The sequence below is a fragment of the Sunxiuqinia sp. genome, from assembly GCF_055140945.1.
This window is the reverse complement of the sequence record NZ_JBSQYS010000065.1, coordinates 1-13,288: the sequence shown is the minus strand read 5'-3', so window position 1 is coordinate 13,288 and position 13,288 is coordinate 1. Positions and strand designations below refer to the sequence as shown.

General features: G+C 38.4%; 20 protein-coding genes and 1 pseudogene. 8 read left to right on the top strand and 13 right to left on the bottom strand.

From position 1 onward, the window contains the following. The first annotated feature begins 183 nt into the window (after positions 1–183). The 4 genes and pseudogenes from ACTB00_RS19225 to ACTB00_RS19210 all read left to right on the top strand — a co-directional run. Positions 184–492, top strand: a complete 309-nt coding sequence (locus ACTB00_RS19225) for a plasmid mobilization protein (protein WP_463301532.1) — start codon at positions 184–186, stop codon at positions 490–492. Further along, positions 489–1,265: a relaxase/mobilization nuclease domain-containing protein gene (locus ACTB00_RS19220; RefSeq protein WP_463301531.1), complete on the top strand. Its 777-nt coding sequence runs from the start codon at positions 489–491 to the stop codon at positions 1,263–1,265. The genes ACTB00_RS19225 and ACTB00_RS19220 overlap by 4 nt, the downstream gene beginning before the upstream one ends. Next, on the top strand, positions 1,262–1,558 hold the full coding sequence (locus ACTB00_RS19215) for a hypothetical protein (protein ID WP_463301530.1): 297 nt from the start codon (positions 1,262–1,264) through the stop codon (positions 1,556–1,558). The genes ACTB00_RS19220 and ACTB00_RS19215 overlap by 4 nt, the downstream gene beginning before the upstream one ends. Positions 1,559–1,566: 8 nt before the next feature. Next, positions 1,567–1,670: pseudogene (locus ACTB00_RS19210) on the top strand (transposase); the annotation flags it as partial. A gap of 32 nt (positions 1,671–1,702) precedes the next feature. Here ACTB00_RS19210 and ACTB00_RS19205 read toward each other — a convergent pair. The 11 genes from ACTB00_RS19205 to ACTB00_RS19155 form a co-directional block, all read right to left on the bottom strand. Then, on the bottom strand, positions 1,703–2,617 hold the full coding sequence (locus ACTB00_RS19205) for a helix-turn-helix domain-containing protein (RefSeq protein WP_463301529.1): 915 nt from the start codon (positions 2,615–2,617) through the stop codon (positions 1,703–1,705). Positions 2,618–2,639: 22 nt separating this feature from the next. Next, positions 2,640–3,380 carry an SDR family oxidoreductase gene (locus ACTB00_RS19200; protein WP_463301528.1) on the bottom strand — a complete coding sequence of 247 codons (741 nt, stop codon included), beginning with the start codon at positions 3,378–3,380 and terminating at the stop codon, positions 2,640–2,642. 304 nt (positions 3,381–3,684) lie between these two features. Continuing rightward, positions 3,685–4,473: a helix-turn-helix domain-containing protein gene (locus tag ACTB00_RS19195; RefSeq protein ID WP_463301527.1), complete on the bottom strand. Its 789-nt coding sequence runs from the start codon at positions 4,471–4,473 to the stop codon at positions 3,685–3,687. A gap of 3 nt (positions 4,474–4,476) precedes the next feature. Further along, a complete protein-coding gene (locus ACTB00_RS19190) occupies positions 4,477–4,617 on the bottom strand; it encodes a hypothetical protein (protein WP_463301526.1) in 141 nt (46 codons plus the stop codon). Positions 4,618–4,666: 49 nt separating this feature from the next. Further along, complete coding sequence (locus tag ACTB00_RS19185) at positions 4,667–5,080, bottom strand: nuclear transport factor 2 family protein (RefSeq protein ID WP_463301525.1); 414 nt, start codon at positions 5,078–5,080, stop codon at positions 4,667–4,669. A gap of 301 nt (positions 5,081–5,381) precedes the next feature. Further along, positions 5,382–5,843 (bottom strand): MarR family winged helix-turn-helix transcriptional regulator, encoded by a 462-nt coding sequence (locus tag ACTB00_RS19180; protein ID WP_463301524.1) that lies wholly within the window; start codon positions 5,841–5,843, stop codon positions 5,382–5,384. Next, a complete protein-coding gene (locus tag ACTB00_RS19175; RefSeq protein ID WP_463301523.1) occupies positions 5,836–6,039 on the bottom strand; it encodes a hypothetical protein in 204 nt (67 codons plus the stop codon). The genes ACTB00_RS19180 and ACTB00_RS19175 overlap by 8 nt, the downstream gene beginning before the upstream one ends. Position 6,040: 1 nt before the next feature. Next, complete coding sequence (locus ACTB00_RS19170) at positions 6,041–6,403, bottom strand: VOC family protein (protein WP_463301522.1); 363 nt, start codon at positions 6,401–6,403, stop codon at positions 6,041–6,043. 107 nt (positions 6,404–6,510) lie between these two features. Then, entirely contained in the window at positions 6,511–7,449 is a 939-nt protein-coding gene (locus ACTB00_RS19165; protein WP_463301521.1) for a CE1 family esterase, read from the bottom strand. Positions 7,450–7,498: 49 nt separating this feature from the next. After that, positions 7,499–8,023: a sigma-70 family RNA polymerase sigma factor gene (locus ACTB00_RS19160; RefSeq protein ID WP_463301520.1), complete on the bottom strand. Its 525-nt coding sequence runs from the start codon at positions 8,021–8,023 to the stop codon at positions 7,499–7,501. A 209-nt stretch (positions 8,024–8,232) separates the two neighbouring features. Beyond that, positions 8,233–8,838, bottom strand: coding sequence for an FMN-dependent NADH-azoreductase (locus ACTB00_RS19155; RefSeq protein ID WP_463301519.1), 606 nt, complete (start codon positions 8,836–8,838; stop codon positions 8,233–8,235). A 138-nt stretch (positions 8,839–8,976) separates the two neighbouring features. Between ACTB00_RS19155 and ACTB00_RS19150 the strand changes: the two genes are divergently transcribed. The 4 genes from ACTB00_RS19150 (at position 8,977) to ACTB00_RS19135 (ending at position 11,202) form a co-directional block, all read left to right on the top strand. Further along, complete coding sequence (locus ACTB00_RS19150) at positions 8,977–9,321, top strand: winged helix-turn-helix transcriptional regulator (protein ID WP_463301518.1); 345 nt, start codon at positions 8,977–8,979, stop codon at positions 9,319–9,321. Between the two features lie 487 nt (positions 9,322–9,808). Further along, positions 9,809–10,171 (top strand): hypothetical protein, encoded by a 363-nt coding sequence (locus tag ACTB00_RS19145; RefSeq protein WP_463301517.1) that lies wholly within the window; start codon positions 9,809–9,811, stop codon positions 10,169–10,171. 39 nt (positions 10,172–10,210) lie between these two features. Next, positions 10,211–10,711: a type II RES/Xre toxin-antitoxin system antitoxin gene (parS, locus tag ACTB00_RS19140; RefSeq protein ID WP_463301516.1), complete on the top strand. Its 501-nt coding sequence runs from the start codon at positions 10,211–10,213 to the stop codon at positions 10,709–10,711. Continuing rightward, positions 10,711–11,202, top strand: a complete 492-nt coding sequence (locus tag ACTB00_RS19135; RefSeq protein WP_463301515.1) for an RES family NAD+ phosphorylase — start codon at positions 10,711–10,713, stop codon at positions 11,200–11,202. Before parS ends, ACTB00_RS19135 begins: the two co-directional genes overlap by 1 nt. 351 nt (positions 11,203–11,553) lie before the next feature. On the opposite strand, the gene ACTB00_RS19130 is transcribed toward ACTB00_RS19135, so the two are convergent. Next, the gene (locus tag ACTB00_RS19130) at positions 11,554–12,762 is read right to left on the bottom strand and encodes a site-specific integrase (protein WP_463301514.1); all 1,209 of its coding nucleotides are present in this window, start codon (positions 12,760–12,762) and stop codon (positions 11,554–11,556) included. Positions 12,763–12,974: 212 nt separating this feature from the next. Next, entirely contained in the window at positions 12,975–13,265 is a 291-nt protein-coding gene (locus tag ACTB00_RS19125) for a hypothetical protein (protein ID WP_463301513.1), read from the bottom strand. Between the last annotated feature and the right edge of the window lie 23 nt (positions 13,266–13,288).

The window sequence follows — 13,288 nt, the reverse complement described above, 5'->3', positions numbered from 1 at the left end:
GTTTATGCATCAAAAAAGGATCTGAACGAACTTTTAGTAACCAGTCGCAGGCAGTTTCGCACAGGTTTGCGGTAAGCTATTTCAAGATGTGTCTTTGTTGCACAAGACCATCTTGCTTTGCTCCTAAACTCGCAAAGGGAGAAAAATCTACGATTTTTCCTGGGGACAAAAACTTGTAAAAAGATGAGAACACAATACATTTCTTTTAGGGTAAGCTACATTGAAAAGAAAGCCATTGCCCTGGCCGCCAAAGACACCGGTTTGAGCACCAGCGAATTTGCCCGGCGCGCTGCCCTCAACCAAAAAGTAACCCTGCGCTTTTCGCCGCAGGAACTGGAGATCTATAAAAACCTGCATATGTACCACCACAATTTCAAACTAATCTCGAACCTGATCAAAAGCCCGCACTTTTATAAGAACGAGATGATTTTGCATGAACTGCAGGAAGTCATTTCCCTGATCAAACAGCACCTTCAAAAATTTGAGCAATGATCGGGAAAGCCAAAAGCATATCGCATATTTCCAATGCGGTCAATTACGCGAGGAACAAGATTAAAGCAGAAGAGATCTGCCGCAACCGGCTTGTTGGAGAAACCGGAACGGAAATCGCCAAAGAATTCCGGGTTTTTCAAAACCTGAATGCCCGGTGTCAGCGAAATTCGTTTTCGTTTGTCCTTAGTCCAACGATTGAGGATGGGACCAGGCTTACGAAGTCAGATTTTATAAAGATATCGGCCCAGTTTTTAAGCCAGATGAATCTCGCGGATCACCAGAGTATTTCGTTTGTGCATAAAGACAGAAACCATACGCATCTTCACATTTTTGTAAACCGGATCAACACGGAAGGGAAGGCCCGAAAGGACAACTACATTGGTAAAAAGGCACAACGTGTTGCCGAACGGATCGCCCGTGAAATGAACCTGACAACGGCCCGGGAAGTGCAGCTGGAAAAAGAAAGCAGGTTGCGACGGGTCATCGTACAGGCCCATGACAAGATCTTGTCATTGAAGCCGGTTGACATTTTTGAATACGCCCGACTGATGGAGCAGGAAGGTGTGACAACTCAATTGAAGCAAGCCTCAAACGGCAAAGTGGTAGGGCTGAAGTTCCAGGTAGGAAAAGAATCCATCAAAGCCAGCTCGGTTCACCGTGCATTGAGCGCCGCCAATTTGCAGAAGTTAATCCGGCAAAATCTAAGAATTACTAACCTACAAAAGAGAAAACAGCAAAACATACCCGATAAAAAAAGAGGATTCAGGTTATGAGAAAAAATTTATCACAACAAAAGTTGCTGGATGTCTTGACTGAGGAAATCGAAGTTCTTCGACGAACCAGCCAGAATATTAAAGAGGTTGCCCCTGAAATTGCCCGGCAACTCGAGGAATTAAAGAACACCAAATTGAAGGCTGACTTGGATACCGACAGGTTGGAGCAGCTACTCAAAGATCATGAACAGGCATTGCAAAAGAAAGCGGTGATCCCAAGGTGGTTTTTCGTTTTGATAGGGGTTGTGATTGCATTTTTGATGTTGGAGGTGGTGTGGCTGCTGGTTGTTTAACTTAATTGAAGCTTGATGTAATTGAAACGATTAATGATGAGAACTCAAAAATATCTGTTCCATTGAACATTCACGCCACAGGTCTTTCGAACTTAAACTTACGGCTATGTTAGTGACTTTCGACTGTCCTTTGTCTGTTGTTTTTCAGTTAAAGGATTGCCTAAACTCCAAAGGGGAAAGGTTTGTTTTGGTCTTGAACAACTTGCTGAACGATTGCGAATGCTCAAAGCCTAATTCGTAGGCGATTTCTGAAATGGATAAATTTGTTGTAGATAATTTTTCTTTTGCTTTTTCAATGATAGCATTCTGGATATATTGTTGGGTATTTAATCCTGTAAGTGAACGTAACATATCGCTCAAATATCGTTGTGATAGCTTTAATTGGGCACTGATATATTTAACAGATGGTAATCCATTTTTTAGCGTGTTTTCCTCTTTAAAATAGCTGTCTAGCAGATTATCCAAAGATATTATGATGCCGTGATTGACTGCTTTCCTTGTGATGAATTGTCTGTTGTAAAAACGATTGCTGTAATTAAGTAGCAGTTCTATTTGCGACACCAAAACATCTTGGCTAAAATGGTCAATATTGTTGTCTAATTCAATGGCCATTGAAGCAAATAAATTCGTTATAATTTCTTTTTCTTTTGCCGACAAAAATAATGCTTCGGAAACATCATAAGAGAAAAATCCATATTGGGTTATCGACTTTCCCAATGGATAATTTCGGATAAAATCTTGATGAAAATACAATGCAAACCCTACATAATTACCTGTATTTTCTGGCGAAAAAACAATTTGTTTGGGTTTTAGAAAAGCCAATCCACCTTCCTCAAAATCATAATATCCTTGCCCGTATTTTGTTTGTCCTTTAAATGTTGGTTTAAATGAAATTTTGTAAAAATCAAGACTTATTTTTTGCCCTTTGAGAATCATTTCAGCCGAAACATTATTGTAATCAACCAACATAATCAATGGGTGCAATGGTGCAGGAAGTCCTAATTCCCGCGCCAATTGCGATATACTTTTGATATGCTTTATGTCAGATTGTTGTTGCATACTTATTATAAGTTTAATCAGGTCAATTTTGTTTTGCCGGACGAATAACAATGTCGCCAACTTCAACATCTTTTGGCTGACTGATAGCATAAATTACTGCATTGGCAATTGCTTCAGGACTAATAGCTAAAGCTTCAACAGCATTGGAAGCGGCTATTTTCATATCTTCGGTATTTACGCTTTTAACGGAAAAATCAGTTTTTATAAATCCTGGCGAAATTCCGGTGATTCGTATGCTTCCGTCAGATTCTTGCCGAAATGCTTCTGCAATGGTACGGACAGCATTTTTTGTACCTGCATATATGCCTTGTGTGGGCATTATTTTTATGCCCGAAGTTGAAATGATATTGATAATGTGTCCTGATTGTTGTTTTTTAAAAACAGCAATTGCAGCAGCCATTCCGTATAAAGTTCCCTTTATGTTAGTATCTATCATTTCGTCCCAACCGTCAGTATCTAATTCATCAATGCGACTGATACGGGCAACGCCTGCGTTATTTATAATAACGTCCAGCTTACCGTATTGCGAAACTGCTATATTTATCAACTTAACCAAATCATTTTTATTACTTACATCGGTTTTTGCAAATACGGCTTCTCCTCCGTCACTTTTAATTTCTTCAGCAACTTTTTCTAATAGTTCGGTATTTCTTGCACCTAAAACAACTTTTGCTCCATTTTCTGCCAGTTTTATTGCTATGGCTTTACCAATTCCTGCACTTGCTCCTGTAACAGCAACTACTTTTTCTTTAAGATTTTGCATATTATTTCTTGTTTTGATTCTGTTGCAAAGTTCTCAGTTTTCGATTTGTAAAAAGTAGTCGAATTGGTATTTATTGTAGTCGAATTGTGTTGGGGAGTGGAGCGGATGGGTGCAGTTAGACTGCACTCAACTGCGGTTAGTGGCTGTGGCTTTCTGTCATTCGTTATCTGCTGGGTCTGATCGTGTGTCTGTTGAAAAATAAAAAAGTCGGGAAGGGAAAATTTTTGTTTTTCGGGAAGGGGCAAGCTCTTTTGTAAACTTCGGATTGTGCGATTTGCAGATGTGCTTGTCTCTGTGCGGTTGCTTATTTCTTTGATAGTTCTGTCGGTGCGTAACCAAATTGCTTTTTGAAAGCGTAAGAGAAATGCGACAAATCTTCAAAACCTAATTCCACATAAATGTCAGTCGGTTTTTTGTTCCTTTTTTCAATGAGAAAATGTGCTTCCTGTAAGCGTTTCTGAACTAACCAACGATTTGGTGTTTCATTAAAAATTTCTTTGAAGTCCCGTTTGAAAGCCGATAAACTTCGTCCTGTCATATATGCTAAGCGCTGTATGCTTACGTTGAACTTGAAGTTTTTATTCATAAACGCTTCCAAATTTATTTTTTCGGGTATTCCATAGTCAAAAAATATTCCTGCAAGTTCGGGGTCATTTTTCAGCAAGATGATAAGCAATTCTTCTCGTTTTATGTCGGCAAATGCTTTGTCTATTTTTCCTGAACTATTGTAATAGGGAGCAAGTGATTGAATAAAGTTAGATATGAATTCGCTTTTGTCTAATTTCAAAAATGCGCTTTCTGGTTTAAATTTTCCAACTGTCGGTTTATGTTTTTCCTGAAACTTTTTTAAAAACGCTTCATCAAAAACAATAACTACTTTTTCAAATTCATTTTCTGATTTTTCCTTGTTGTATCTCGCCAAATGATTTTTGAAAAATAAACAATGCTCGCCTGCATTGATTGCCTGTTTTTTGTTTCCCTCATAGCCGTTTACTTTTCCTTTTGCCAAGTACAAAAAAATGTGTTCAGCAATAAATTGTTCCGGGGAAATTTCGGGCCCGATATAACAAGATTTTATGTCAGTTACTTTCATTGTTTAGCTGCTTCTATAATGTCCTTTACTTCCGCAAGGTTTTCTAGAAATACTTAACACTTCTGATACTTTGTTGTTTTGCAGGCATTCCAATAGAACGCCCTCGCCAACCATTCCTGTTGTTCCTGTTATGATTACTCTCATTTTGTTATTTCTATTACGATACTCATGGCCCATGCCATTCCTGATGCTTTTAACTATTCTTCACATCATCCATCGGGCCACAGAATAATTCATTAACCATAATAGTATCCAAATATTCATAAAGACCGCTAATTAAGCCATCCTTATAGATCAAAAGCAACATCACATTGTTTTCATAAATACGACCATCCTTTCGCGTTCCCCGAATATGAACATAAAGTGCTGCCCGCTCTTCGTCTGCCGTGATTGATTGAAGCGTCATTTTCATTCCTGTTGGGAATCGTTCTGCTACGGTGCCCCATAATTTTGCCTGGTTTTCAAGTGATTGGTAACCTCCAAACGGCCAGGATCCCTCACCACTCAACCAATAAACACAATCAGGCGTTTTTAACTTGTTCATTTCATCGAAGTTTCCGGCCACCATTGCATCGAAATACCTCTTTGCTGTTTCTTTATTTTTCATTTTATAAGAATTATATAATGCAAAGATGAGCATAACATTTTCAAGTCACTTTGTTGAAAAGTCCAAATTTATTTTATTGAGAAGTCCAAACGTGTTGGGTGGTAGGTGGGCTTGGTTTGTCCGTTCTGTTGAGGTACGCACGGTGCTTGGTTTAGCCTTGCCCCAGCGTTCGAAGGAATGAAACGCGCCATTTTATGTATTGCGTATGTGTCCGCTTTTCCAAAACACAATGCTGTACAATACGTTTGTTAACCCACTGAAAATGGTATGTTTAATGAGCCGTTATTAGCGGTATGTGCTTTTAATCATTTTTGTTTTGTTCAATCACCTTTAGCAAACTCTGATTAAATGGGGATAGTTTTTTATCTAGTACTGAAAAGAAATCTATATCGGCACTTTCAACTGATGTCAATGCTTTTTGCAGAACTTTAGCCCCTTCATTCGTCAATTTAATTACTTTGGCCCTTGTGTCAGTTTGATGTTCTTGTCTGCTGATAAATTTCTTTTCTTCTAAGGTTCTCAGAACTTTGGAGACCATCATTCTGTCTGCGTTAGCTTGATTGGCAATGTCAATTTGTGTAACAGCATTGTTCTTTTTTGAAAGCCAACCCAGTGCAGCCAACAACACAAATTGCGTTTGTGTCAAGTTTAAAGGGTCTAAAACCATTTTAAGTTTACGTTGCCATAGCATTGTTACTTGTCCGAGTAAATAACCCGGACTATCGTTTGGACTTTTAAAGTGGAATTCGATTTCTTTAGGCATAATGATGTTGAAGCATTTGTGATGAAATTAAATCAAAGTCGTGTTGGTTGATTTCAAAAAATCCAAAACGGAATGAATAACCCCAACTTTGTTTGTTTCGGATAAAATGTAAATCGTCTATCAAAGGTAAAATACCCGATTTAACGTGGTCTTTTGAAGCCACAATTACCCAATATTTTGTTTCTCGTTCTTTCATTTTATGCGTTTGTTTCCAAAAATGTAAGTTTATAACCATCAAGGTCTTTTACGTGAAACGCTCTACCAAAAGGTGTTTCTATAATTGGGCCAGCGGTAGTTATTCCATTCGCAATGAAATTCTCCTTCAGCTCATCTACATTTTCTGCAACTGCAAACCAAATCGATACACCAATTCCCAATTCTCTTTCTCCAAGTGGTTCAAGAGGAGTGCGAATAGCAAAACTTGCATATCCTTGATTATACTTGAAAACACAGGCTTGTGGATTTGTGTCACTAATTTCAAATCCTAATTTTTTTTCATAGAAGTCTTTCGATGCTTCCAGATTTTTTACTTGAAGCGATACAAATGTTAATTGTCTCATTTTATAATATTTTAAATTGTTGTCGTAAATATAGTATATGCGACAACAAAGTGCAAATTTTTTAACATTTTTTGGATGTTGATTACTTTCGGTTTAGCGTATTTCGTTTACTTCAAACTTTCAAAGAAATCCCAAATTAGTCGTGGCGCGTCCACTTCTTTATTAACGTAACCCATTGAGGGGATACCCATACTAAATTTCTTATTTGGTATTTGATGCCCACCATTCAGCATTTTTATAAAACTTATTTTCTTGCCAGTCTCAATAGAAGAAAAAAATTGTTGAACAGCTGTTACTTCGCCACTTTTATTCTTGAAGTCGTGTGTACTTGTCGGAATGGTGTCGCACCTCGAGGCTGTTAACCAATGTAGCACACTTTGTTCCGCGCTATAAACATGCCCGTAACTTTTGCCTTTCAGTATAACTTCACCACCATTGTATGGAATAATCGGGTCTTTCATTCCATTAAAAAGAATAACAGAAACCGGGCTTTGTGCATTGTTGCATTGCATTTCATTTTCGTAAGAGCGTGGGGCGCTTATTATCGCAAAGCCTTTGAACAATTCAGGCTTTTCATTCATAAGCCTCGTTGCAAATTGTCCGCCATTCGAAAAGCCGACAACATAAATTTCCTGACTGTTGATTTCATATTTATTTTGAAAATATCCGATGATTTTTTCGGTAAAACCAACATCATCAAGATTTAACTTTTTAGGAGGCGTATTTGCAATTGTTCGGCAATCATTCCAACTTGTTTCATAGCCTTGTGGATAAACAATAATGGCATCTTGCGAATTGTCTGCCAGTCTATCAAACTCGTGTCCTGTAAACAGTTGCATCATCCAGGTTTTCATACCAGTTCCGTGATACACAAAGATCAATTTCGGATTGGGCTTCAGGTTTTTCGGTAGGTGATAAATGAATGTCCTCTGTAGATTGTCAATCAGGAACGACCCGTCTTTGTTGGGGTTTATAATGTGTCGCCAACGGAATGTTATAAAGACTCCCGCAATGATCAGTATGCTAACAAAAATCAATAGTTTCATCTTCTTTTTCTGAATGGACGAAACTATTCAGAAACAGACGCAGATATTTTTATTTTTTTTCGGGAAGAATATAATCAACTACGTTCCCATACTTATCGTTAGTAAGAATGCAGTTGTCTTTGACTAACTCTTTTATTTTTTGTCGGGAGCGCTGCACTTTCGATTTCACGGTGCTTAACGGTAAATTATTCTGTCTTGCATATTCCGCTTGAGTTATTCCTTTTACTTCAACGGCTTCCAACAATTCACGTTGTTCGTCAGGAAGCAACTGCAACAATGAAACAATACATTCTATTAACGCAAGGTTGCCCTCGTTTTCCGGTTCATCATATTCGTTAATCAGCAATGAATTGTCAGTTTGCTCTTTTTGTTTTCTGCGGTATATGTCTATCAATGTAGTATAAACAATTCTTTTCAGCCACGCATCTAACTTTTCATTGTCTTTGAGTGTGGTAATAGAATTATGTACTTTCAAAAATACTTCTTGGGATACTTCATCAATCAACTCTTTTTCGGAAGTTAGCTTGCTGATGTAGTTATGTATTTTAAGGACTATTTCTCCGTAATTATCCATTTTTGGTTCAAATGTATGAATTATTTTGTCAGTCAGTGTCGGGTTTGCCGTCGCCTAGCCTTGCGCCCAACGGGAGTCTGTGCAAAGACTCTTTTTTTAAATATCTGATGTTTAAAATACGGTTTAAAACGCGTCTTGAAAGCTGACGGTCAGATGATTTTCTGAATAACGCGATTTGAACGATGAAAATCATTGACAATCTCTAAATATCAAGCTATCAGGCTCCATTCATTTAACGATTTTTCTAATATTGTCTCTTGTTCAGCGGGTATTGAAGAGCCTTCCACCCGGAGAACCTCAATGTCATTAATGCCAATGAAATTTAGAACAAACCTTAAATAGGGCACGACGAAGTCAAATTGCTTCATTGGTCCTTCAGAGTACACTCCCTTGGAAGCTACAGCCAAATAAACCTTCTTGTCGGTCAGCAGGCCTTCAACTCCGGTGTCTGCCAGTTTGAACGTTATCCCGGAGCGTACGATATGATCGATCCATGCTTTCAAGGTAGAATGGATATTAAAGTTATACACGTCGACACTTATTATAATTACGTCGGCCCGCTTAATTTCTTCAATGGCTGTCTCAGAATGTTTTATATCTGTTGCATTAATTTCGGTACGATTCTCCGGTCTCGTGAAAAAGGCATCTAAGTGCTTTTGTTGTAAATGTGGAAATGGGTCAATAGTAAGATCGCGTTCTACCACTTTGCTGGACGGATAAGCGACAATTAAATTTTCAATGATCGCTTTGCCGAGTTTCGTACTAAAAGAGATCCCGGTCCTGGGACTTGAGATAATGTGAAGAATGTTTTTCATTTCAGTAATATTTTAAATATGTGTTTAATTATTTTGAAACACTTAAACCGCTATTTTTTTTTTGATTCAAAACTAATTATATTTGCTATACTTTAGGTATCAGTTACATAAAGTATACCGGTATAAAAAAGTATAGCTATGGAAGATCACAACGCGGAGACATGCAAAATCAGTCGCCGGGCAATTCAGGATACATTAGAAATGATTAGCGGGAAATGGAAGCTGATTATTTTGATAACGCTTATAAACCGGCCCTTTCGATTCAAGGAACTCGCCCGCGAGATCGACATCACACCTCGTATGCTTTCCAAAGAACTTCAGGACCTGGAGATTAACCATCTGGTGAGTCGAACTGTTCTTCAATCAAAACCCGTGGGCGTGGAATATGCCATTACAGATTACGGTCTGACTTTTGGCAATGTACTGGAGGCAATGAGGGAATGGGGTTTAAAACACAGACGAAAGATTATTTCAACACCTTAAAGTTTGTGTTGGGTCCTACAGAATCGAAGAGACTTTCGCAAGTCGTTTTCTGAAACCGAGCGAATAGTTTACAAGTTGATTAGGGTGTCGAGTTGTTAAGTTAGCTGTCACTTTAAACGACAAGCGACCACCAAGCAACTATCAAGAAATGGACAAAACGAAAAAATAAAACCCGCCTGCCTCACAGAATTTTGACTTTTTCAGCATACAAACTTTGACTTTTCAACAAACCAGGCACCGCAAGTCTAAATTATCTTTGCGAGTTAGTGCGCCAATGAAAAAACCGTCACCCTAACCCACATTGCAGAGTTAGCATTAAAAACCCATAAAAATCTGTTAATAACCCTGCTTTTATCAACAATTGCCAAATACGCAATAGCAGACATGGCTGATATTCAGCAATATAAGTTTTGGTGCTATTTTGCTTTCCAAATGTTATACCCCCGCTCTTGTTGCTGATAAACAAATAGTTGCATAGCTTAGCAATATGTTTGTCAAACCATATTTAAAACAGAACAGGACCACTGGCGAGCGTTACACGATGTATAAACTGGTGGAGGGCCACAGGATTCATGGACAGGTAACCCACCGAATCAAAGTAAGCTTTGGGCGGCTGGCCAAAGATAATCTGATTAACATTTATGCCTACATTGCTGAAGATTCGGTAGTGGGAGCCAGAAAAGTGAAGAAAGAGCTGGTAAGACTCGCCCACAGCCTGAATGATTTTCCTGAAGAATTCTCAAACCCTCCAAGAGTATTCCTGCATTTATGGAAGAATAGCCCTCCGGGTTTTCAATGCTTCGGAAATGAAAAGACGCCTTCTTACACCAATTCTAAAAATTTGTTTTAAAGCATTTATGTTGTATATTTACAGCACAAATGCTTTATCATGGAAAAAGATACTCCTAAAACAAATGTTTTTAACCCAAAACGAAGTATAAAAAGGGCCGGAATAGCAAGAAGGGCGACTCCTAAATGGAGTATAGAATCCGAAGGAAATAAATATGTCTGGGCTTCAAAAATAGAAAGAGTCGGGCTGATCAGACATGGTTTACCTTATAGTACTATTGAAGTAATTAGTAAAAGAATCAATACTCCGGTAAAAGAAGTCCTACAGATACTGAGTTTGCCTCAAACGACTTATAACAAAAAAAGAAGAGAAAAATCCTTGCTCAGTGGCCGCGACAGCGAAACTGTTTTGCTTTTAACGGAATTAATCGATTTTGGGTTGGAAGTGTTTAACCAGGAAGAAGATAAATTTCTGCGTTGGTTGAAAAAGCCCAACGTATCATTGGGGGGAGTAACCCCTGAAAGCCTGTTGGACTCAACCACAGGGATTCAGGAAGTCAAAAATTGTCTTAACAGACTAGAATACGGAAACTTGGCATAATGCGCGTCTATCGGATTGAAAGGAAAAAATATCTGGATACCACCTTAAAAGGTGTTGGGGCTGCATTAACTGAAGGTTACAGATGGAATAGCCTTCATACATTCTTGGTTTATACCGCTGAATCGCGGGCGCTTGCAACTCTGGAAGTATCTGTACATCTGGATTTAAACGAAGATTTACCAACAGACAGGTACTACGTTGAAATCGATATACCGGAAGATGTGAAAATTTTGGAATTGTCAGTTGAAGACTTACCTGAAAATTGGGATGCTAAACCTCCAGCAATGGAGACTCAGTATATCGGTGATGATTTTGTGAGCCAGAATCAAGCGGCAGTGTTAAAAGTCCCAAGCTGTATTGTTCAACAGGAATTCAATTACTTAATCAATCCGAACCATCCCGATACAAAAAAAATTAAAGTAGTCTCAACACAAACATTTACTTTTGACCGACGACTTCAGTCCAATAAAACAAATTCAGGCAAAACATAATGTCACATCAAGAAGTTATTGATGCTTGACCTGACTCCCAAACCTTCAACAAAGATTTCTTCATTTTCGAAAGACAAGCCCTCCGGGTTTTCAAAAGCTTCCGGCATAAAGCCATTCATTCCAAAATCGGAGGAGTTAATTTTCCCATTTCACAGTCCAATTTCAAAAAGACTTAACCTGCGCAAGCTCCGGTTAAACCTTTTTGCAATCCCGCATCAACACCTCCAATTTTTGCATTTATTCTTTATATTCCTTTTCCTTTTGAAAATCTTCCGAAAATAAAAAGGAGTGGTGTTTACAGGTTGGAGATTTCATGAGCGTGTCATATTCCGGGAAAACAGCAAAAATGGCTTACAGTAATACCTCCATCGCTTCATCTATCAGGGAATCATCCAGCTCTTTTAGATAAGCTTGTGTTACTGCAATGTTTTGATGACCCATCGACTCGCTGATGATATCGGTCGAAATTCCTTTTTGTTTCAGACAATTGGCGTAGCTGTGACGCGCAACATAGCTTAATATCGGTTTATTAATTCCGCATACGGCGGCGACTTCTTTTAGTTCCTTGTTGTACAGTCTCAGTATTTTTTTCTTTCGGTTTTCCAATTGAGTTGGCGTCAAATTATCCTTAAGTAAAATAGGAAATACGTATTTTGTATCGCGAGGCCTGTTCTTGTAGTAGTTTAGTATTTCCTGGACCGGCGGAAGAATCTTGATATGGAAGTTCGTTTTTGTTTTAGAGCGTATGTAATAGATTTTATCGTCCGAAATGCCATCCCAGGTCAATTTCATCATATCGGCGAAATTCATTCCCCTGGTAAAAAAACTAAAAACGAAATAATTCCGGGTGTTTATCAGGTGTGGATGCTCACTCAGGTCCTGGCTAAATATTTTTTGAACATCTTCAAAGGTTAGCGATCTTTTGATGCCTTTGCCTTTTAATTTCGAAATTCTGTAAACCGTGAACGGGTATGTTTCCTTTTTTATTAGTCCTTTTCTGATGGCGTTATTGAAAAGGGCCCTCAAAGTCCGCATGCGAACGCTGATTCCTCCATCGGTCCCAGTGTTTGACCGGAGATGGATTTCATACTTTTCCAGGAAGGTGGGGGTGATTTCTTCAAAATACAAAGGCCTGTTTTTGTTGAACTTTTTAAGGGATGTTGAAGTATCCCGGTTCACCCTTGCGTTTCCGGTATTTCCGGATTTAATCATATCGCCGATCACTTCTTCCCAAAAATTGAAAATATTTTTGTAGGTTGGATTTGAATTGACCCGCATAGCATTTTCGATGTCGAAAAGACTGTAATATCCTTTTTGCTGCTCCAGTTCCGTTACAATTTCTATAGCCCGGTCTACAAATTTCAGGAGAAGCCTGTTCTTCTTTAAATAGTCCGGAGAATGTTTATTGAACTTACCTTGTTTTCCATCCCATTCTTTTTCCAATGACGTATAGGGAGTGCGAAAAAATACTGACCTTCTGTCTTTGGTAATTCTCAGATAAACCGGATATTTACCGGAGGATAACTTTTTCTTCTTTAAAACTGTCTTAAAACTAATCATTTGGGATGAATTTTGGGTACAACATGGGTACAACAAATGTACGAATAAAGACAAATAAATGCCAATAGTTGATAAGAATAAATTTATTAAAGTAATGATATACAGGCACATGAAAATAAATGAAACGTAATGAATATTTACTTTGTCTGCTTTGGGAGCAGGGGGTCCCAGGTTCGAATCCTGGTATCATTAATCTATGCCATCACTTGTTGCTACAATACCCTTTCAAACCTTGCTTCAACCAGCTCTTTATAGCTATCCTTGAAATCACCGGTCAGAAAACTATCATCGATCAGATCCATCCATTTGGATTTACTGTTCTCCATCTTTTTAAAGATATTTTCCTGCTGTTTTGCATCAAGGTGAAGAGTTGTGAAGGCAGCTTTAAAGTCGTTCCGCTTTATTTTTTTCTTTTTGCCGTTCAGGGTTAAGGCCAGATGGCTATTTCGGTTCGTCTTGTGCCACCGATTTCGGAGTGGTTTGTGCCAGTGATTTCGGTTCAAACTGTGCCATTATCCCATAGAAC

Bases quoted from the DNA above. Each gene is read 5' to 3' on its own strand.
- ACTB00_RS19170 (WP_463301522.1), bottom strand. From the start codon at position 6,403: ATGAGACAATTAACATTTGTATCGCTTCAAGTAAAAAATCTGGAAGCA.
- ACTB00_RS19205 (WP_463301529.1), bottom strand. From the start codon at position 2,617: ATGCAACAACAATCTGACATAAAGCATATCAAAAGTATATCGCAATTG.
- ACTB00_RS19225 (WP_463301532.1), top strand. From the start codon at position 184: ATGAGAACACAATACATTTCTTTTAGGGTAAGCTACATTGAAAAGAAA.
- ACTB00_RS19200 (WP_463301528.1), bottom strand. From the start codon at position 3,380: ATGCAAAATCTTAAAGAAAAAGTAGTTGCTGTTACAGGAGCAAGTGCA.
- ACTB00_RS19190 (WP_463301526.1), bottom strand. From the start codon at position 4,617: ATGAGAGTAATCATAACAGGAACAACAGGAATGGTTGGCGAGGGCGTT.
- parS (WP_463301516.1), top strand. From the start codon at position 10,211: ATGGAAAAAGATACTCCTAAAACAAATGTTTTTAACCCAAAACGAAGT.
- ACTB00_RS19220 (WP_463301531.1), top strand. From the start codon at position 489: ATGATCGGGAAAGCCAAAAGCATATCGCATATTTCCAATGCGGTCAAT.
- ACTB00_RS19130 (WP_463301514.1), bottom strand. From the start codon at position 12,762: ATGATTAGTTTTAAGACAGTTTTAAAGAAGAAAAAGTTATCCTCCGGT.
- ACTB00_RS19165 (WP_463301521.1), bottom strand. From the start codon at position 7,449: ATGAAACTATTGATTTTTGTTAGCATACTGATCATTGCGGGAGTCTTT.
- ACTB00_RS19215 (WP_463301530.1), top strand. From the start codon at position 1,262: ATGAGAAAAAATTTATCACAACAAAAGTTGCTGGATGTCTTGACTGAG.
- ACTB00_RS19155 (WP_463301519.1), bottom strand. From the start codon at position 8,838: ATGAAAAACATTCTTCACATTATCTCAAGTCCCAGGACCGGGATCTCT.
- ACTB00_RS19175 (WP_463301523.1), bottom strand. From the start codon at position 6,039: ATGAAAGAACGAGAAACAAAATATTGGGTAATTGTGGCTTCAAAAGAC.
- ACTB00_RS19135 (WP_463301515.1), top strand. From the start codon at position 10,711: ATGCGCGTCTATCGGATTGAAAGGAAAAAATATCTGGATACCACCTTA.
- ACTB00_RS19145 (WP_463301517.1), top strand. From the start codon at position 9,809: ATGTTTGTCAAACCATATTTAAAACAGAACAGGACCACTGGCGAGCGT.
- ACTB00_RS19180 (WP_463301524.1), bottom strand. From the start codon at position 5,843: ATGCCTAAAGAAATCGAATTCCACTTTAAAAGTCCAAACGATAGTCCG.
- ACTB00_RS19185 (WP_463301525.1), bottom strand. From the start codon at position 5,080: ATGAAAAATAAAGAAACAGCAAAGAGGTATTTCGATGCAATGGTGGCC.
- ACTB00_RS19195 (WP_463301527.1), bottom strand. From the start codon at position 4,473: ATGAAAGTAACTGACATAAAATCTTGTTATATCGGGCCCGAAATTTCC.
- ACTB00_RS19150 (WP_463301518.1), top strand. From the start codon at position 8,977: ATGGAAGATCACAACGCGGAGACATGCAAAATCAGTCGCCGGGCAATT.
- ACTB00_RS19160 (WP_463301520.1), bottom strand. From the start codon at position 8,023: ATGGATAATTACGGAGAAATAGTCCTTAAAATACATAACTACATCAGC.